The following is a 19,042-nucleotide window of genomic DNA, read 5'->3' on the forward strand; positions in this document are numbered from 1 at the left end:
TTTACTCCGAACAGGGTGAATAAGGCCCTATTTCCTTTAAACGCAATAGAGAAATTTCGATTTGGAAGCACTTTAGCAGCTGTTAAGTTAATGATATTGAAACTAACCACTAACCACTAATAACTAAAAACTATTTCCTCCGCTTTATTTTTCTCAGCATCTCCATCCCGTAGTAGGCAATGACTCCATAAGTGGAAATAATCATGAGGTACCCGAAGGTGAAAGTCCAGAGCGTGATGGGAAGGGACCTGGCATTGGGGATGGGCCGGAAGAAGAGGCGGCTTCCGATGCTGTAGTAGTTGGAGAAATAAATGCCGCAGGCAATGATTCCGAGAACGGGGAGCCGTTCTACCCATGGAAGGACTTTTGATTTCGAAAATCCCAATATTCGCTCCAGCCGGGAAAGCATGGGCTTCCAGTGAAGTCCCAGGTGAAAGCCCAGGGAAATCAGCATGAGGTAACCTCCGATGTGATGGAGATAATGAATCCAGCGGGGGGCCTTTCCGATCAAGTGGGGAAGATTCTTGGAAATGAAGATACCGCTCCAGATGGCGGAAAGGATGGAAAAGATCAGCACCATATTGACGAGAAGGGTGATGGTTCTTTCCACGGTCCACCGGCCCCGGAAGAGGGATTTGTACCAGCTGCGGTTCAGCCAGTTGTGATAGAGGACCACGAAAAAGAGCAGCGCTCCCAGCGTTTCATGCCAGAAATTCCGGATGAGCCGGTAATCCATCATGACGAGGAAAAGGATGAGCATAAGGATATCGATGAGGATGCGTTTTTTCATAAGGACCTCCGGGGGAATCGTTTTTCTTTATTCTAGCATACGGGAGAAGGAGAGACTCTATTTGAAAAAGGCGGCCGGCTTTTTTCATTAGGAAATAAAAGATTCTGATTTGAAGGGAAGTCCGGATTTTTTCATGGAAGTTAATGATTCATGAATGAAACGGTAAAACCACGCCAAAAGGGCCCGGAAGTGACTTCGGGCCCTTTTGGCAGCAGAAAATCCTCCGCACTGTGCGGAGGGATAGAATCCATGCTCTGCCTGATCAATCGGCCGCAGGAATCGTTAGCGGGACGTATGCACCCCGTGAAACAGGGCAGAAGAAGGATTACTTATGATGTTCCGGTCTGTCGGAGGATTTTCTTTTGATGAACGACTTATGAATGAGGAAGCTGCGCAGCAGAGGAAAAGACATACATGTAAGCAGATCCGCCGCTTTATCCTTCCCGGGATGCAGGATATCCTGGCGGGCTGCTTTGGCCTTTATCTTTGCCTCTGCGTATATAGTACAGAAAAAGGAATTTATTTTATTAGAAATTCTTAAATTTTTTTGACAGCCTGCGGGAGAGGTTTTCTGTCTGTGGGAGAGGATGGTTCATACGTTTTTGAAAACAGGGGAAATAAAAAGAGCTTTAAATTCATTGCCCCTTTTTATTTTCTCTTATATAATAATAGAAATACGTTTCACTCATCATCCTGTGATGGAGGGTAATCATGGAAAATGGGAGTCTTCCGGGGCGTATCTGTTCCCGCAGGCATTTATTATATCTGTTATATGCGACGCTTTTTCTGCTGCCGCTTCACCCCATGCTTTTTTATGTGACCCTGGTGCCCCTGGTACTGGGCTGGCTTGTGAATTACAGGTGGGCAGGGGAAGTCTCATTCCGGCGGCCTCCCCTGTGGCAGCCGGGAGCCATATTTCTTATAGCGGCCTTTCTTTCGGGATTCGTGTCGCCGGATACCGCTTTTTCGCTGATGAACTGGGCATTTCAGCCGCTTATGTATGCGGCTTTGTACCTCCTTGTTTTTACCATGAGCGAAACAAGGAAGGAAAAGGAAACGGCTCTTTATGTATTCCTTGCAGGAGCCCTGGTGACTGCGGCCTATGGCTTTTTCCAGTATGCGGATGCAAAGGATATGGCGGCCGATATGGCGGCACAGAGCTGGGTGGATCCTGAAAGGTTCCCCCTCCTCCGGCGGCGTATGTATTCCACGTTGGAAAACCCGAATCTTTTTGGCGCCTACCTCCTCATGATCATCAGCCTGCTTACTCCTTTCTTCCTCAGGGAGAGGGGAAAGAGACAGGCGGCATTCGGCATACTGCTCGTCGTTTTTGTGCTCTGCCTTGCCCTTACCTATTCCAGGGGCGCATGGGTCTCCCTGGCAGCCATCGTGCTGGGCCTCACTCTTTTTTATGATAAACGGTTCGGTATCCTTTTCCTTTTTATACCGCTTATACTTTTCTTCTATCACGGACAGATTACGGAAAGGTTCCTTTCCCTGTTCTCCGGTGAAGATACGTCTGTAGGGCTGCGCTTTGCGCTCTGGGAATCGACGGAGGCCATGATTGAAGAGCATCCGCTTCTGGGCATCGGCTGGGGGAGTTATTTCCTCGCTTATCCGGAATATAATTTCTTCATCCAGGATGAACATGTACTTATTTTCCATGCCCATGATATGTACCTCAATATGCCGGCGGAAGTGGGCATCCCGGGAGGCATTGCTTTCCTTGCCGCCTTTTTTGCGCAGGGCCTTCTTTCCTGCCGCATTTACCGCCATGGAAAAGACAGCTTTTCGAAATCCCTTGGCCTTGGGGGACTCCTCATGGTCATGGCCATAGCCGTCATCAGCCTGGGAGATCACGTCCTTTTCAGCCGGTCTGTCTCCTTCTGCTTCTGGAGCCTCTCAGCCCTGTGCGTTTCGGACTATGCGGTGACAGAAGGAGAAAAGGATATAGGATAAATGCAGAGCTCCTGAGGGGGCTCTTTTTAATGGGCGGGAAGTTAAGTCATGGGAGGAAATATAGAATTAAATTTATCTAATAACATATTTCAAATTGAAACATTTTATTTCTACGGAATAGAAATAATTCCGGAACATGGACTTTACAAAATACTGAAACATTCACTAAAAGGGAATGGTATAGAAAATTTCTGATATGGCTTTGCCAATAAATAGGGGTATTTGTAAATAGAAGGTTATGGGTCACGAAAACTATAATTTGTCTAATAGGAATTATCTATAACCCCTGAAAGGGAATTTGTAAGTAAAAGGGCCTCTTTTTGAGGTTCCATCCGGAGAAAGTGTGCTATAATAATATCGGTGACTGAAGAGCCGCCGAAGCAGTCAGCTTATTCAATGATTGGAGGGTTTAGACTTATGATTATGTTCGTGTACAAAGTGAACGTGACTAATCTTAAGCTGAACCTTTTACTATCGGGGAAATAAGAGGGGCTGCCTTTTTTTACGGTAAAAAGTTCTGCGGCATTGTGGGTAAAAGACATCTGAGGCTGCGGACTTTTCAATATTTATTTTTATTTTTGGGAGGATGATAGTAATGATCGACACCAATGATAGCGAATTCCTGAGCAGAATTGAAGACAAAGCCCTTCTCTCCAAAGTATGCGACGGCAAAGCAGCAGCTGCCATGATTAATCCTGGCGACATCCTTGGTATTTCCGGCTTTACGCCCTGCGGCTATCCGAAAATCACCATGCATGAACTGGCTGAACGTATGAAAGAAACCCCGTTCCAGGTAGATATCTGGACCGGCGCTTCCACCGGTTCCCAGATCGATGGCGAACTGGTTGCTGTAAACGGCGTTCGTAACCGTATGCCATACCAGACCAACGCAAACCTGAGAAAAGCAATCAATGCAGGCCAGGTAAACTATTTTGATCTCCACCTGTCCCATGTTGCTCAGCAGGTTCGTGCAGGCTTCTTCACCAACGCTAAAGGTGAACGCGTTTACGGACCGGACATTGCAGTAGTAGAAGTATGCAAGATCGGACCGAACGGCGAACTCTACACCACCACTGCAATCGGCAACTCCCCGGTATATGTTGATACTGCAAAGAAAGTCATTGTAGAAGTCAACACCACCCAGCCGCTGGGACTCGTTGGCATGGCAGATATCTACATGAGAAAGAACCCGCCATTCTGTGAACCGATTCCGATCGTTCATGCAGGTGACCGTGTAGGCACCCCGTACATTCCTTGCGATCCGGAAAAGATCATCGCAGTAGTTCCATGCGATCTGCCGGATGTTACCCGTGCACTGGCTCCGCTCGATGACGATGCTGAAGCAATGGGCAACAACCTCGTAAGCTTCCTGAAGAATGAAGTCGCTCATGGCAGACTTCCGGAAAACCTGCTCCCGCTGCAGTCCGGCGTAGGCAACGTTGCTAACGCAGTTATCCATGGCCTCGTTGAATCCGACTTCAAGAACCTTTCCGTATATACCGAAGTTATTCAGGATGGCATGTTCGACCTGATCGACAAAGACAAGATTGACATGATTTCCGGTACTTCCCTGTCCCCATCCCCGGACGGACTGAAACGCTTCTATGCTAACATTGACAAATACAGCAAGAAGATCATCCTTCGTCCGCAGGAAATTTCCAACAACGGTGAAGTTGTTCGTCGTATCGGCGTAATCGGCATGAACACCGCTCTGGAAATGGATATCTATGGTCACGTTAACTCCACCCATGTAACCGGCACCAAACTGATGAATGGTATCGGCGGCTCCGGCGACTTCGCTCGTAACGCATTCCTGTCCTGCTTCTTCTGCCACAGCACCACCAAGGGCGGCAAGATTTCCGCAGTAGTTCCGATGTGCTCTCATGTTGACCACACCGAACATGATACCCATGTATTCATTTCTGAACAGGGTGTTGCAGATGTTCGCGGCCTGTCCCCGAAAGAAAGAGCAAAGGTTATCATCAACAACGTTGCTCATCCGTCCTTCAGAGATCAGCTCATGGACTACTATGAAAGAGCAGTTGTGGCATGCAAAGGCAGCCAGACCCCGCATATCCTCAAAGAAGCATTCAAATTCCATGAAAGCCTCGCTGAAACCGGCGATATGCATTTTTCCAAATAATCTGAAATTTGAAGCATCTTAATGCTTTACAAATAATCAGAATATTGTATAATAACCTATGGTGATGACTGTCAGAAGACAGTGTCATATACATGGGTCTCGCAAGAGTCCGAAAGCTGCTGCAATAAGATTCCCCAACGAACACTGCGGCAGCGAAAGGCTTTGCGGAACCCTGACGGAAACTGATTCGAAAACCGGTGAATGAGAAGAGCGAAAAGCCGCCGTCATCTGCGTGATGAACCAGGTTTCCAGATATTACATTCTTACTTTTTTAGGAGGAAGATGAACTCATGTCTAACGAATCCCTGAAAGCTAAACTTGAAAAGTACAATGCTGAATATGCAGCACAGACCGCAAAACATCCGGAAAGAGTTGGCCTGAAACACAAAAACCTGTACACCCCTCTGGATATCGAAGGCTTCGACTATGAAAGAGACCTCGGTTTCCCGGGCGAATATCCATACACCCGTGGCGTACAGCCGACCATGTATCGCGGCAAACTCTGGACCATGCGTATGTACGCTGGCTTCGCTACCGCTGAAGAATCCAACAAACGTTATCGTTACCTGATTGCAAACGGCGGCTCCGGCCTGTCCTGCGCATTCGACCTTCCGACCCAGATCGGCTATGACTCCGATGATAAGATGGCTGAAGGCGAAGTTGGTAAAGTAGGCGTTGCTATTGATACCCTGAAGGATATGGAAATCCTGTTCGACCAGATCGACCTCGGCAAAGTTTCCACCTCCATGACCATCAACGCACCGGCTTCCGTACTGCTCGCTATGTACATCGCTGTAGCTGAAAAACAGGGTGTACCGGCTTCCGCACTGCGCGGCACCATTCAGAACGATATTCTGAAGGAATACTCCGCACGCGGCACCTACATTTTCCCGGTTAAACCGTCCATGCGTCTGATCACCAACATTTTCGAATACTGCTCCAAGAACGTACCGAAGTGGAACACCATTTCCATTTCCGGCTACCACATCCGTGAAGCAGGTTCCACCGCTGCTCAGGAAGTTGCATTCACCATCGCTGATGGTATCGCATACATCGAAGCAGCTCTGAAAGCTGGCATGCATGTAGATCAGTTCGCTCCACGTCTGTCCTTCTTCTGGAACGCTCACAACAACGTACTCGAAGAAGTTGCTAAATTCCGTGCTTCCCGTCGTCTGTGGGCTTCTATCCTGAAAGAAAGATTCCACGCAGAAAACCCGAAGTCCCTGAAACTCCGTTTCCACACCCAGACCGCTGGCTCCATGCTGACCGCTCAGCAGCCGAACAACAACATCGTTCGTGTTGCTCTGCAGACCGCAGCAGCAGTTATGGGCGGCACCCAGTCCCTGCACACCAACTCCCGCGATGAAGCTCTGGCTCTTCCGACCACTGAATCCGTAACCATCGCTCTTCGTACCCAGCAGATCGTTGCTTACGAATCCGGCCTGGCTGACGTAATCGATCCACTCGGCGGTTCCTACTATGTAGAAGCTATGACCAATGCTATCGAAGCTGAAGCTAAAGAATACATCCGCAAGATTGATGAAATGGGCGGCGCTGTAGAAGCTATTGATAAAGGCTACATCCAGAAAGAAATTCAGGATTCTGCTTATGCTTGGCAGATGTCCGTTGAATCCGGCGAAAGAACCATCGTCGGCGTCAACAAGTTCACCATGGAAGAACCACCGGTTCAGGGCCTGCTGAAGGTTGATGCATCCGCTGGCGTATTCCAGAAGAACAAACTCGCTAAAGTTAAGGCTGAACGCGACAACGCAAAAGTTCAGGAAGAACTGAAGAAACTCGAAGTTGCAGCAGCTGACGAATCTGTAAACCTGATGCCAGTCATCCTCGACTGCGTACGCGCTTACTGCTCCGAAGGCGAAATCTGCGGCGTTCTGCGTAAAGTATTCGGCGAATACAAACCGCACAACACTCTTTAATTCATAACTGAATTTCAGACATAGAATCTTAGACATATACTTTCTTGGAGGTAATCTATAATGGCAATTAGAGTTCTCGTAGCAAAACCGGGCCTTGATGGACATGATCGTGGTGCAAAAGTTATCGCTCGTGCACTCCGCGATGCTGGTATGGAAGTTATTTACACCGGTCTTCGTCAGACCGTTGCTCAGATCGTTGAAGCAGCAGACGCAGAAGACGTTGATGTAGTAGCTCTGTCCCTGCTCTCTGGCGCTCACAACACCCTTTTCCCGGAAGTTGTTGAAGCACTGAAAGCTAAAGGAATGGGCGACGTTCTGGTTATCGGCGGCGGCGTAATCCCTGCAGGCGATATCCCGGGTCTGAAAGAAGCAGGCGTAAAGGCTATCTTCACCCCTGGCACCCCAACCAAAGAAGTTATTGATTTCATTAACGGAAACGTTAAGAAATAATCAGACTTATCTGGTCATTTAATACGGTAGGTTTAATGTAGCTGCCCGGGACCGGGAGGACTCCCGGCCCCGGCACTATATTATTTCTATATATTACTTACTCTTCGAAAAGGCGGTGTATCTATCCATGGAATTTTCTATGAAAGACTTTTGGAATGGAAACAGACGTGCCTTAGCGAGAGCAATTACCATCGTTGAAGACGAACGGGATGGATTTGAAGATATCATGAAAGATATCTATCATCATACCGGTCGTGCACAGGTCATCGGTATTACTGGTGCACCTGGTGCGGGTAAGAGCACACTGTCAGATGCCCTGATCAAGAAATTCCGTCAACAGGGTAAAACTGTAGGTATCGTTGCTGTCGATCCTACCTCACCATTCTCCGGCGGCGCCATTCTCGGCGACCGTATCAGAATGAACGATCTGACCTTGGATAAGGGTGTTTATATCCGTAGTATGGGCACGCGTGGCAGCCTTGGCGGACTTTCCCGCAAGACTGCAGATGCGGTTAAACTGATGGATGCTTTCGGCTTCGATGTGATTTTCATCGAAACAGTAGGCGTAGGACAGTCAGAAGTAGATATCGTTAAAAATGCGGATACAACACTTGTTGTGCTCGTACCTGGACTAGGTGACGATATTCAGGCTATTAAAGCAGGTATCCTTGAAATTGGTGACGTATTCGTCATTAATAAATGCGACCGCGACGGCGCTGATCGTTTAAATGTTGAAATCGAAATGATGCTCGATCTGGGCGAAGCTCAGAACTGGCGTCCTCCGATTGAAAGAACGATCGCGAATAAAGACCAGGGTGTAGAAGATGTAGTAGCAGCCCTGGGTGATCATCGCAAGTATCTGGAAGAATCCGGCATTCTTGAAGAACGCAGACGCGAGAGAGCAAGAAGCGAAATGCTTGAGATGATTCACGACCGCATTTCCCGTAAGATCGAGAGTGACATCGCGAACACGGGTGAATTTGCTGACTACGTGGAACAGGTATTTGAACGTGAAACTGATCCGTTCACAGTCGTTGATTCCATTGTAGGCAAAATATTCAAATAATTTTAAAGGAGGAGTTATTATGGCATTTAAAGTTTTAACTGTCGATCATGTTGGCGTAGCTGTTAAAGATCTCCAGAAGATTAAACAGCAGATGAAAGACATTTTCGGACTCGAACCTTCTCTGCCGGATGAAACTGTAGAAGAACAGCATGTAACAACCAGCTTCTACAAACCGTCCGCTCAGACCGAAGCTTGCGAACTCGAATTCCTGGGTTCCACCACTCCGGACGGCCCGATCGCTCGTTTCATCGAAAAAGCTAACGGCGGCAAGAACGGCTTCCAGCATGTAGCACTTCGCGTAGACGACATCGAAGCTTGCCTCGCTGATCTGCAGGCTAAAGAAGTTCCGCTCATCGACAAGAAGTTCCGCGTTGGTGCAGGTGGCTGCCACATCGCATTCCTGCATCCAAAAGCAACCGGCCTTCTGCTGGAACTGACTGAACGTCCCGGCGGCCCATCCTTCAAAGCTTAATTTGAATGATGGTATATGATTTACCCATTCGGGTAAATCATCCCCCTCTAGGGGGATCCCTAGAATTTTTGGAGGTGTAAGAATGGCAACTGTTGCAGAAAGAATTGAACTTCTCCACAAAAACCTCGCGCATGTAGAGGCTATGGGTGGGGAAAAACGTGTTGAAAAACAGCATGCAAAAGGCAAACTGACCGCTCGTGAAAGACTTGCTCTTCTGTTTGATGAAGGCACTTTCGTAGAAGTCAATGCTCTTGTTAAATCCCGCTGCCACAACTTCGGCCAGGAAAAGAAAGATCTTCCTGGTGAAGGCGTAGTAACTGGTTACGGTACTGTCGATGGCAGACTCGTATTCGCATTCGCTCAGGACTTCACCGTTGAAGGCGGCTCCCTCGGCGAAATGCACGCAGCTAAAATCGTTCACGTAAACGAACTGGCTCTCAAAGTCGGTGCTCCTTGCGTAGGCCTGAACGATTCCGGCGGCGCTCGTATTCAGGAAGCAGTAGATGCACTCTCTGGCTACGGCAAGATCTTCTGGTGCAACACCATTGCATCCGGCGTAATTCCTCAGATTTCCGCTATCATGGGACCATCTGCAGGCGGCGCTGTTTATTCCCCGGCTCTGACCGACTTCATCTACATGGTTGACAAGACCTCTCAGATGTTCCTGACCGGCCCGGCAGTAGTTGAATCTGTAACCGGTGAAAAGATCACCGCTGAAGCACTCGGCGGCGCTAAGACCCACAACACCACCTCCGGTGTTGCTCAGTTCAGAGCAAAGAACGACGAAGACTGCATTAAACAGATTCGTTATCTGCTCTCCTTCCTGCCTTCCAACAACATGGAAGACGCTCCAATCGTTGAAACTGGCGATGATCCGACCAGAACCGATCCGGCTCTCGATACCCTCATGCCAGAAAACTCCAACGCTCCGTACAACATGTACGATGTAATTAAATCCATTGTCGATAATGGCGAATACTACGATGTAGCTAAAGAATGGGCAAAGAACATCATCACCTGCTTCGCTCGTATGGACGGACAGACTGTTGGTATCATTGCTAACCAGCCGGCATTCATGGCAGGCTGCCTTGACTACAACGCATCCGATAAAGCAGCTCGCTTCATTCGTTTCTGCGACTGCTTCAACATTCCGGTTCTGAACGTTGTCGATGTTCCTGGGTTCCTCCCGGGCCGTCAGCAGGAATATGCCGGCGTAATTCGTCACGGCGCTAAGATGCTGTTTGCATACTGCGAAGCTACCGTTCCGAAGGTTACCATGATTCTCCGTAAAGCTTACGGCGGTTCCTACATCGCTATGTGCTCCCGTGAACAGGGCGCTGACCAGGTATTTGCTTGGCCGACCGCTGAAATCGCTGTAATGGGACCTGCAGGCGCAGCTAACATCATCTTCAAGAAAGATCCGCAGAAAGAACAGCGTACAAAGGAATATGTAGAGGAATTCGCTACTCCTTACAAAGCTGCAGAACGCGGCTATGTAGACGCAGTTATCGATCCGAGAAACACTCGTCCGACAATCATCAATGCTCTGAAGATGCTCGCTTCCAAACACGAAGTACATCCGGCAAAGAAACACGGCAACATTCCGCTGTAATATTTGCTGCTTAAATCACTAATTGAAAGGATGGGTACAGATGGGTAACGACACAGTTATGTATATCGCAGTTGCAGGCCTTGTAGTGGCTGTAATTGCCCTGATCATGATCTGGCAGGTACGTTCATCTCTCAATCAGTCCGCAGCACCGGCACCGGCCGCAGCTCCTAAGAAAGCAGCTGCAGCTCCGAAGGCAGCAGCACCAGCTGCTGACAACGGTGCAGTCGTAGCAGCAATCGCTGCTGCTATCGTTGCTATGGGTGGCGGCGAAATCGTCTCCATCCGTCCGGCAGCTAGATCCGGCTGGACCAGCGCTTCCCGCATTGCAGGTGTAGCTGGTTCCCAGCAGTTCTAATTGAAAGTTGAACTATCAATCATTTAGGAGGAAAGACAATGAGAAAATTTACTGTAACAGTTAACGGCCAGAAATACGACGTAGTAGTAGAAGACGGCGGCGCAGCAGCAGCAGCTCCGGCTCCGGCAGCAGCTCCGGCTCCGAAAGCAGCTCCAGCTCCGGCAGCAGCTCCGGCTCCAGCTCCGGCTCCAGCACCGGCTCCGGCTCCGGCTCCGGCTCCGGCAGCAGCACCTGCAGGTGCAGGCGAATCCGTAGAAGCTCCGATGCCGGGCAAAGTAATCCGCATCAATAAACACGTTGGCGATGCAGTTGCTTCCGGCGACGAAGTTCTCGTTCTCGAAGCTATGAAGATGGGCAACCCGATCATGGCTCCATGCGATGGCAAGGTTACCTCCATGCAGGTTTCCGAAGGCCAGTCCGTACAGGGCGGCGATCCGCTGTTCACCGTTGGCTAATTCCTATCAGGAATCTGCTTGAACAGTCTGAAAAGGCAGTGCATATGCACTGCCTTTTTTGTTCTACCTTTAATTCTTTATTATTGTATATAAACATTTTAAAAGGCTTATGATGTGATAATAATAATCATAAGCCTTTTCTTTATTTATTATTGTTAATCAGACAGGTTCCCTTTTGAAGCGGAATTTATAAATCAGATTCCTCATCTATACTTCTTGTAATAAGAAGCCTCAGCATGGTAAGACTAGCTTTATAGGCGGAGTAATCTTTTGGAAACAGGGCAGTAAGGCCATAGCGGAAAAGTTTTTCTTTCGTTTCCTCATTTTCTACCGGACCGGCTGCCACAAGGATATCGTCCCTTCCATACATGGCAAGAGATTGTTCCAGACGGATCAGCAGACCGGCAGTTTTTTCGCTTTCAGAATAATAGTAAATATAATAATCGTCATTATCTACCGCATTCCTGGCTGATTCTTCAGGGGACTGGAGGGAGTCTACGTCTACATCCCAGCCGCAGTCTGCAAAGGCACTGGCGGCAAGCCTTCTCTTTTCACCACATCCGTCATCTTCCATTTCCGGTACGTAGATGCGGGGGCGCCGTCCTTCCAGATCTGCAAATTTTCTGCTCAATGCGATTGACTCTTCCCTGTCTTTGTCAAACTCTTTATCCATACTATACTCCTTACTAAAGATTACACAAATTTAATACTAATGCTAGTATTATTATAAACTCACGCAAGAATTTTATCCATAATAATTTTATTAAATTATTGATTTAAGACAAGAAAATTGGAATAAAATTATAATAAAATATTTGACACTTAGAATATGATGAATTATACTGATACTGTAATCATTTAGACAATTTCATATTCCTGACAGATGCGAAAGCATAAAAGAGAATCCGGTATAAGCCGGAGCGGTCCCGCCACTGTAAGGAGGAGACCTGTCCATTATGTCACTGGGGAAACCTGGGAAGGCGGACAGGACGATGAATCCAAGCCAGGAGAACTATCTGTCAATGAATCACCGTTAAACCTGCGAGCGATGGGAAGGGGATTTGGGACAAAGGTCTCATAACCGGCTGCCATTTCAGGTGCCGGCTTTTTTCATGTCAAAACAAAATAACCTTTGAAGGAGGTGAACCCCGTTAATACGTGAAATTGTCTAAAATTATTAAAGGAGGAACTATTCATGGATGAACAGAAATCCCAGGAACCAGTAAAACAGCTTACCGATAAAGAATTGGAAGCAATCCTTAAAAAATCTGAAGGAAAAACTGATTTCCCGGCAGTCAAATTTGATGAATTTACACCACCTACATGGGAAGAATGGGTTGATGCCTGCAACGCTCTGCTGAAGGGTAAACCTTTCGATAAACTCATGTATACAAAGACTTACGAAGGCATTACCTTTGATCCTATTTATACACTCCATACCGGACCGGTTGCCATGGAAGGAAAACTTCCGGCTGACGACTACCCGGGCATGGGCGATTTCCTTCGCGGATCCACCGCTCATGGCTACAAGGAAGCTCCCTGGGGCATCGCGCAGGCATGCGATGAAACCCTTCCGAAGGAAAATAATGAACTTCTGAAAGATGAAATCGCTAAAGGTTCCACCGTTTACAACGTTCGTCTTGACTCCGCATCCACCGAAGGCATCGATGTGAAAGATGCTGAAAAACCGGGTGATACCGGCGTATCCATCACCACTCTGGAAGATATGGCTCAGATGCTTGATGGACTGGACCTTGAAAAATATCCATTCATGATGTACTGCGGAGCATCTTCTCTGAAGATGCTCGCGCTGGTAGCTGCTGCTCTGAAAGCCAAGGGAAAAGATACCAGCAAACTTCATGGCGTTATCGGCGCCAACCCGCTGTCCCAGCTTGCAAAGAATGGCAAACTGGCTAAACCGCTTGCTGCTTACTATGATGAAATGGCTGAAACCATCTGCTGGGCAAGAAAGAACGCTCCGGGCCTGCGCACCATTATGCCGAGATCCGAAGTATTCTCCAGAGGCGGCGCAAACTCCGTACAGGAAGTCGCTTACACCTTTGCTATGGCTGTAGAATATATCCGTGAAATGGAAAAGAGAGGAATTTCCATTCATGATATCGCTCAGTCCATCAACTTTGGCTTCAACACCGGCGAAGTATTCTTCCTGGAAATCGCCAAGGTTCGTGCAGCTCGTGAAGTATGGGCAAACATCATGAAAGCCTTCGGAGCTGAAGGCGCTGACAGAAGTGCAAAGATTCATGCAAGACCGGCATATTTCTTCCGCACCATTTTCGATGCAGGCGTTAACATGCTTCGTAACTGCACTGCCATGTTCTCTTCCGTAGTTGGCGGCGTAGATACCTACGAAAATGAACCATATGATGAAACCGTTCGTAAAGGCGACGTATTCTCCCGTCGTATCGCAAGAAACGCTCACATCATTCTGCAGGAAGAATTCGGTATGCTCCGCCCGATCGATCCGGCCGGCGGCTCCTGGGGCATTGAACACCTGACCACTGAAATGGCAAATCATATCTGGGCTGAATTCCAGAAGATTGAATCCATGGGCGGTTTCACCAAGGCTCTGGAAGCTGAATATCCGCAGGAACAGATCCTGGATATCCTGAAACAGCGCTTCAAGGCTCTTGACTTCCGTAAAGACCGTTCCGTAGGCAACAACATGTATCCGAACATGGCTGAAGAACTGATCGAACCGAGACCGGAAGATACCCCGGCTCTGAAGAAGATCCTTGTAGACGGCGTTGAAGCTTACAAGAAAGACATTGATAAAGAATTCCTCGGCAAGAAACTGGAAGAACTCGAAGCAGCTCCTGCTGATGCAAAACTGGATAAAGCCATCGAAGCATTCTCCGCAGGCGCAACTCAGGGTGAAGTCGGAAAAGCACTGGACGTTGACGGCGAATCTGAAGCAGTACGCGTCATCACTGAACACCGCTGGACCGAACGTTTCGAAAGACTCCGTTTCGATACCGAAAACTACAAGAAAGAAACCGGCAAGAATGTGGAAGTATTCCTGGCAAACATGGGCCGCATTCCGCAGCATAAAGCAAGAGCCGATTTCTCCACCTCCTTCCTGCAGGTTGGTGAATTCAACGTTCACCTGAACACCGGCTTCCAGGATGATGAAGGCAAACCGGGCTCCCGCTGGGATAAATGCGTGGAAGCACTTAAAGCCGGCTTTGATGATAAAGGCACTCCATATGACTGTGCAGTCATCTGCTCCAAGGATGATACCTATCCGGAAGACGTACCAGCTCTCGCTCCGAGACTGAAAGAAGTCCTGGGCAGCGGCAAACTCTTCCTGGCAGGCGCAGCTCCGAAAGATATGGAAGCAAAATACCGTGAAGCCGGCGTAGATGATTTCATCTCCGTCAAGGCTAACTGCTACGAAATCATCCGTGAACTTCAGAGAGCAAAAGGCATGAAGATTACGGAAGAGGAGGTAAAATAATATGGCAACAAATCCTGATTTTACAAAACTGAACCTGGAAGCTCATCCAAGTTGTGACTACGATCAGTGGAGAGAAGCTCTGGAAAGCGAAACAGGCAAGAAATATGACGACCTCTATGACACCACCCTGGAACGTATCCCGGTAGGTCCTCTCTATACCCAGGACGTATACAAAGACTGCAACCACCTGGATTTCATGAGCGGTATTCCTCCGTTCCTCCGCGGACCGTACTCCACCATGTACGTATTCCGTCCATGGACCGTCCGTCAGTACGCAGGCTTCTCCACCGCTGAAGAATCCAACGCATTCTACAAGAGAAACCTGGCAGCAGGTCAGAAAGGCCTGTCCATTGCATTCGACCTTCCGACCCACCGCGGTTACGATGCTGATAACCCCCGTGTAGTAGGCGACGTTGGTAAGGCAGGCGTATCCGTTTGCTCCATGCTCGATATGAACATCCTCTTCGATGGTATTCCGCTGGACCAGATGTCCGTATCCATGACCATGAACGGCGCCGTACTTCCGATTCTGGCATTCTTCATTTCTGCCGGCATCGAACAGGGCGTAGATAAGAAAATCCTCCAGGGCACCATTCAGAACGATATTCTGAAGGAATTCATGGTTCGTAACACCTACATTTACCCGCCGGCTATGTCCATGCGTATCATCGGTGATATCTTCGAATACACCACCAAGTACATGCCGAAATTCAACTCCATTTCCATTTCCGGCTACCATATCCAGGAATGCGGCGCTACCTGCGACCTGGAACTGGGCTACACCCTGGCAGACGGCATGGAATACATCCGCTGCGGCGAAAAAGCAGGCCTGCCGGTCGATGCCTTCGCAAAGAGACTTTCCTTCTTCTGGGATCAGGGCAAGAACTACTTCATGGAAATCGCAAAGATGCGTGCTGCCCGTGTCCTCTGGGCAAAGATCCTCAAAGGCTTCGGCGCAAAGAACCCGAAATCCATGGCTCTCCGTACCCACTCCCAGACCTCCGGCTGGTCCCTCACCGAACAGGATCCATTCAACAACATCACAAGAACCTGTATGGAAGCTATGTCTGCGGCTCTTGGCCACACCCAGTCCCTCCATACCAATGCGCTTGATGAAGCTATCGCTCTGCCGACGGACTTCTCTGCCCGCCTGGCTCGTAATACCCAGCTGTATATTCAGGATGAAACAAAGAGCTGCAAGATCATTGATCCGTGGGGCGGTTCCTACTATGTAGAATACCTGACCAACGAAATGATCAAACGGTCCTGGGCACACATCCAGGAAGTCGAATCCCTGGGCGGCATGGCAAAGGCTATCGCTACCGGTCTTCCGAAAATGCGTATCGAAGAATGCGCTGCCCGTCGTCAGGCAGATATCGACTCCGGCAAGGAAACCATTGTCGGCCTGAACAAGTACAGACTGGCTAAGGAAGATCCGCTGAACGTACTGTCCATTGATAACACCGCTGTTCGTAACGCACAGATCAAGAGACTGGAAAAACTCCGCTCCATCCGCGATCCGGAAAAGGTTGCAATCGACCTCGAACATATCACCAAGTGCGCAGAAAGCCGCGAAAACGGCAACCTGCTTGACGCAGCCGTTCAGGCAGCTCATGACCGTGCATCCCTGGGTGAAATTTCCGATGCCGTTGAAAAAGTTTCCGGCCGTTACAATGCAACCATCCACACCGTATCCGGCGTTTACTCCTCCGAATACCAGGATGATGGTTCCTTCGAAAAGGCAAAGAAACTGGTTGACGAATTCGAATCCCTCGAAGGCCGTCGTCCGCGTATCTTCTTCTGCAAGATGGGCCAGGATGGTCACGACAGAGGCCAGAAAGTCCTGTCCTCCTCCTTCGCAGATATGGGCTGGGATGTCGACGTAGGCCCGCTCTTCCAGACTCCGGAAGAAGCTGCTCAGGATGCGGTAGATAACGATGTTCATATTGTTGGTTTCTCCTCTCTGGCAGCAGGCCACAAGACACTGCTTCCGGCTATCGTAGATGAACTGAAGAAACGCGGCCGTGACGATATCCTCGTCTGCATCGGTGGCGTAATTCCTCCACAGGATTATGAATTCCTCTACGACCATGGCGCAACCGCCATCTTCGGACCAGGCACCAATATCCCGAAGTGCTGCATCCAGTTACTGCAGATCCTTGTAGACCGCGCTAAAGCTGAAGCCAAGGAAGGTTAAGGTAAGCGTATATGCCTGAAAACGATGATGATCTCCGGCCAAGCTGGGTCCCGAAAGAAAAGAATCCTGAATTTGCCTGTTCCGTGATGCGTGGTATCGACAGTGCTGTCAACAGCGTGACCGATATCAAGTACGTCCCGAAGGAACCTCTCCGCAGAGTTCCGCTCCGGAAGAAACTTTCCGTAGAAGAATACGTGAAAGGCGTGGAACGCGGCGACCGAATGATTCTTTCCAAGGCTATTACTCTCATCGAAAGTAATGCCCCGAAGGACTTTGACAAGGCCCAGAAAGTATTGCAGGCATTACTGCCCAGGACCGGTCATTCCCTCCGCGTAGGGATTACCGGTGTCCCAGGTGCAGGGAAAAGTACATTTATTGAAGCTTTCGGCCAGCTCCTCTGCCAGCAGGGCTATAAAGTGGCAGTCCTGGCCGTAGACCCCACCAGCTCCATCACCGGCGGGTCCATTCTGGGGGATAAGACAAGAATGCAGAAGCTCTCCCGTGAGCCAAACTGTTTCATTCGTCCTTCTCCTTCCGGCGGAACCCTCGGCGGGGTTGCCAGGAAGAGCCGTGAAACCATGATGCTCTGCGAAGCCGCAGGATGTGATGTTATCCTGGTGGAAACGGTAGGTGTAGGCCAGTCCGAAACCACAGTCCGTTCCATGGTTGACTTCTTCATGCTCGTAGTCTTAACCGGTGCCGGTGATGACCTGCAGGGCATCAAGAAAGGTATCATGGAACTGGCAGATGCCATTGTGGTCAACAAGGCTGATGGCGATAACCTGGAAAGAGCCAAAGTCACTCAGGGCGAATACGAAAGAATGGTGGAATTCATCCGTCCGGCCACGGAAGGATGGAAGACCCATGCGTATCGCTGCTCCGCTCTAAAGAAGACCGGGCTCCTGGAACTCTGGGCTGTCATGCGTGAATTTGAGAAAGTGACGAAAAAATCCGGCGCTTTCGAAAACCGCCGCCAGCGCCAGATTATCGAATGGGTGAAGACCATGATCGAGGAACATCTGCACAATCTCTTCTATGAAGATCCTGTCATCAAAGGACGGATCCCGGAAGTCCGCGCAGCAGTCCTTGCAGGAGTGGTATCGCCCAGCCAGGCAGTGGCCGAGCTCATCAAGACCTTTGATCTTGACCGGGCCGCAGCCCGCCATCTGGAATCAATCAAATAATAAGCTTCATTGTATTACAGGAAGGGGCGCGGCACTGCTGCGCCCCTATCCCTGTATTCTGCTCATTAGAGCTTGCAAAGAGAGGTCTTTCTATGTATATTAACGGGGCATTTATGAAAGAGCTGTACCTTGCCGGCGGTCCCTATTACGGGCTCCAGGAAGTCTTTTCCCGTGTAAAAGGAGTGGCCCGGGTAGAGGCGGGCTTTGCCAACTGCAGTGCTCCCAATCCCTCAAAAGACGATATATATAGCGGAAAAGTGGAAGGCAGAGAATGCATCCGAGTCATATATAATCCGAAAAAGATTGATATCGTCAGCCTTTTATCCCTGTTTTTCACCATTATCAATCCACATACTGACGGGATTCAGGGGAAAGCAGTGGGACCACAGTTTAGAAGCGGTGTTTACTATACCAGCCATGAAGATACGATGCAGATCAGCTACTACCTGGTATTTCTTCAGAACCGGGGCGTATCGAGAAGGATGACAGAGTCCAGCTTTATCGTCAATGAGTACGAAGGGGAAGGAAAGCATCTGCCACCGATCCGCACAGAAGCAAAACCGCTGGAAAATTTCTATCCGGCACCGGAGGAGGAACAATTCTATCTCCGAAGCCATCCCGGTACGTACACACCCATCAATATCCCGCTCCTGGAAAAACTGGGAACCATTGAACCTGTAAATCAATAACATCATTTCAGTGTCTGCCATGCCGGCTGCAACTCACCGGCATGGCTTTTCTAATGCCAGGGTCTTACTTTCCATAAAAGTGATTACAAAGAGAAGTTATCCTCCATTGATGAATCTTCATATAAAGCGTAAAATTTAGATATGACTAAATGTTATAATCAACCTATTCTGTTATGCTGATTAAGAAATCATAATAAAAAGTACCTTAAATCCTCATTTACAGATTGACAGGGGTCCTTGACGGTGCTACTATAAATA

General features: G+C 48.9%; 16 protein-coding genes and 1 riboswitch. Of the genes, 14 read left to right on the forward strand and 2 right to left on the reverse strand.

Annotated elements, in window-relative coordinates; genetic code table 11:
• Positions 1–130 precede the first annotated feature (130 nt).
• Entirely contained in the window at positions 131–790 is a 660-nt protein-coding gene (locus QZN42_RS02635) for a DUF4405 domain-containing protein (RefSeq protein ID WP_296954176.1), read from the reverse strand.
• Between the two features lie 331 nt (positions 791–1,121).
• Here QZN42_RS02635 and QZN42_RS02640 point away from each other — a divergent pair, with 331 nt between their 5' ends.
• The 10 genes from QZN42_RS02640 (at position 1,122) to QZN42_RS02685 (ending at position 11,239) form a co-directional block, all read left to right on the forward strand.
• On the forward strand, positions 1,122–1,331 hold the full coding sequence (locus QZN42_RS02640) for a hypothetical protein (RefSeq protein WP_296954177.1): 210 nt from the start codon (positions 1,122–1,124) through the stop codon (positions 1,329–1,331).
• A gap of 170 nt (positions 1,332–1,501) precedes the next feature.
• A complete protein-coding gene (locus tag QZN42_RS02645; protein WP_296954178.1) occupies positions 1,502–2,749 on the forward strand; it encodes an O-antigen ligase in 1,248 nt (415 codons plus the stop codon).
• Between the two features lie 595 nt (positions 2,750–3,344).
• On the forward strand, positions 3,345–4,892 hold the full coding sequence (locus QZN42_RS02650; RefSeq protein ID WP_296954179.1) for a succinate CoA transferase: 1,548 nt from the start codon (positions 3,345–3,347) through the stop codon (positions 4,890–4,892).
• A gap of 290 nt (positions 4,893–5,182) precedes the next feature.
• A complete protein-coding gene (locus tag QZN42_RS02655) occupies positions 5,183–6,829 on the forward strand; it encodes a methylmalonyl-CoA mutase (RefSeq protein WP_296954180.1) in 1,647 nt (548 codons plus the stop codon).
• Between the two features lie 60 nt (positions 6,830–6,889).
• Entirely contained in the window at positions 6,890–7,279 is a 390-nt protein-coding gene (locus QZN42_RS02660; protein WP_296954181.1) for a cobalamin B12-binding domain-containing protein, read from the forward strand.
• Positions 7,280–7,406: 127 nt separating this feature from the next.
• Entirely contained in the window at positions 7,407–8,345 is a 939-nt protein-coding gene (meaB, locus tag QZN42_RS02665) for a methylmalonyl Co-A mutase-associated GTPase MeaB (RefSeq protein ID WP_296954182.1), read from the forward strand.
• Between the two features lie 19 nt (positions 8,346–8,364).
• The gene (locus QZN42_RS02670) at positions 8,365–8,817 is read left to right on the forward strand and encodes a VOC family protein (RefSeq protein ID WP_296954183.1); all 453 of its coding nucleotides are present in this window, start codon (positions 8,365–8,367) and stop codon (positions 8,815–8,817) included.
• A gap of 82 nt (positions 8,818–8,899) precedes the next feature.
• Positions 8,900–10,429: an acyl-CoA carboxylase subunit beta gene (locus tag QZN42_RS02675; RefSeq protein ID WP_296954184.1), complete on the forward strand. Its 1,530-nt coding sequence runs from the start codon at positions 8,900–8,902 to the stop codon at positions 10,427–10,429.
• Positions 10,430–10,469: 40 nt separating this feature from the next.
• Positions 10,470–10,784, forward strand: a complete 315-nt coding sequence (locus QZN42_RS02680) for a hypothetical protein (RefSeq protein ID WP_296954185.1) — start codon at positions 10,470–10,472, stop codon at positions 10,782–10,784.
• A 38-nt stretch (positions 10,785–10,822) separates the two neighbouring features.
• Entirely contained in the window at positions 10,823–11,239 is a 417-nt protein-coding gene (locus QZN42_RS02685; protein WP_296954186.1) for a biotin/lipoyl-containing protein, read from the forward strand.
• A gap of 187 nt (positions 11,240–11,426) precedes the next feature.
• Here QZN42_RS02685 and QZN42_RS02690 read toward each other — a convergent pair whose 3' ends face one another.
• Positions 11,427–11,912: a hypothetical protein gene (locus QZN42_RS02690; protein WP_296954187.1), complete on the reverse strand. Its 486-nt coding sequence runs from the start codon at positions 11,910–11,912 to the stop codon at positions 11,427–11,429.
• Between the two features lie 191 nt (positions 11,913–12,103).
• Positions 12,104–12,274, forward strand: a riboswitch (cobalamin riboswitch).
• A gap of 160 nt (positions 12,275–12,434) precedes the next feature.
• Here QZN42_RS02690 and QZN42_RS02695 point away from each other — a divergent pair.
• The 4 genes from QZN42_RS02695 to QZN42_RS02710 all read left to right on the forward strand — a co-directional run bounded on the left by QZN42_RS02695 (position 12,435) and on the right by QZN42_RS02710 (position 18,784).
• Positions 12,435–14,714 (forward strand): acyl-CoA mutase large subunit family protein, encoded by a 2,280-nt coding sequence (locus QZN42_RS02695; RefSeq protein ID WP_296954188.1) that lies wholly within the window; start codon positions 12,435–12,437, stop codon positions 14,712–14,714.
• Position 14,715: 1 nt separating this feature from the next.
• Positions 14,716–16,911 carry a methylmalonyl-CoA mutase gene (gene scpA / locus QZN42_RS02700; RefSeq protein WP_296954189.1) on the forward strand — a complete coding sequence of 732 codons (2,196 nt, stop codon included), beginning with the start codon at positions 14,716–14,718 and terminating at the stop codon, positions 16,909–16,911.
• 11 nt (positions 16,912–16,922) lie between these two features.
• On the forward strand, positions 16,923–18,095 hold the full coding sequence (meaB, locus tag QZN42_RS02705) for a methylmalonyl Co-A mutase-associated GTPase MeaB (RefSeq protein ID WP_296954190.1): 1,173 nt from the start codon (positions 16,923–16,925) through the stop codon (positions 18,093–18,095).
• Between the two features lie 113 nt (positions 18,096–18,208).
• Positions 18,209–18,784: a peptide-methionine (S)-S-oxide reductase gene (locus tag QZN42_RS02710; protein ID WP_296954191.1), complete on the forward strand. Its 576-nt coding sequence runs from the start codon at positions 18,209–18,211 to the stop codon at positions 18,782–18,784.
• Positions 18,785–19,042 lie beyond the last annotated feature (258 nt).

It is taken from the genome of uncultured Dialister sp., assembly GCA_900314595.1.
Classification (GTDB): Bacteria; Bacillota; Negativicutes; order Veillonellales; family Dialisteraceae; genus Dialister.

Excerpts from the sequence above, each read along its gene's own strand:
- QZN42_RS02635 (WP_296954176.1), bottom strand. The coding sequence starts at position 790 with ATGAAAAAACGCATCCTCATCGATATCCTTATGCTCATCCTTTTCCTC.
- QZN42_RS02640 (WP_296954177.1), top strand. The coding sequence starts at position 1,122 with ATGATGTTCCGGTCTGTCGGAGGATTTTCTTTTGATGAACGACTTATG.
- QZN42_RS02645 (WP_296954178.1), top strand. The coding sequence starts at position 1,502 with ATGGAAAATGGGAGTCTTCCGGGGCGTATCTGTTCCCGCAGGCATTTA.
- QZN42_RS02650 (WP_296954179.1), top strand. The coding sequence starts at position 3,345 with ATGATCGACACCAATGATAGCGAATTCCTGAGCAGAATTGAAGACAAA.
- QZN42_RS02655 (WP_296954180.1), top strand. The coding sequence starts at position 5,183 with ATGTCTAACGAATCCCTGAAAGCTAAACTTGAAAAGTACAATGCTGAA.
- QZN42_RS02660 (WP_296954181.1), top strand. The coding sequence starts at position 6,890 with ATGGCAATTAGAGTTCTCGTAGCAAAACCGGGCCTTGATGGACATGAT.
- meaB (WP_296954182.1), top strand. The coding sequence starts at position 7,407 with ATGGAATTTTCTATGAAAGACTTTTGGAATGGAAACAGACGTGCCTTA.
- QZN42_RS02670 (WP_296954183.1), top strand. The coding sequence starts at position 8,365 with ATGGCATTTAAAGTTTTAACTGTCGATCATGTTGGCGTAGCTGTTAAA.
- QZN42_RS02675 (WP_296954184.1), top strand. The coding sequence starts at position 8,900 with ATGGCAACTGTTGCAGAAAGAATTGAACTTCTCCACAAAAACCTCGCG.
- QZN42_RS02680 (WP_296954185.1), top strand. The coding sequence starts at position 10,470 with ATGGGTAACGACACAGTTATGTATATCGCAGTTGCAGGCCTTGTAGTG.
- QZN42_RS02685 (WP_296954186.1), top strand. The coding sequence starts at position 10,823 with ATGAGAAAATTTACTGTAACAGTTAACGGCCAGAAATACGACGTAGTA.
- QZN42_RS02690 (WP_296954187.1), bottom strand. The coding sequence starts at position 11,912 with ATGGATAAAGAGTTTGACAAAGACAGGGAAGAGTCAATCGCATTGAGC.
- QZN42_RS02695 (WP_296954188.1), top strand. The coding sequence starts at position 12,435 with ATGGATGAACAGAAATCCCAGGAACCAGTAAAACAGCTTACCGATAAA.
- scpA (WP_296954189.1), top strand. The coding sequence starts at position 14,716 with ATGGCAACAAATCCTGATTTTACAAAACTGAACCTGGAAGCTCATCCA.
- meaB (WP_296954190.1), top strand. The coding sequence starts at position 16,923 with ATGCCTGAAAACGATGATGATCTCCGGCCAAGCTGGGTCCCGAAAGAA.
- QZN42_RS02710 (WP_296954191.1), top strand. The coding sequence starts at position 18,209 with ATGAAAGAGCTGTACCTTGCCGGCGGTCCCTATTACGGGCTCCAGGAA.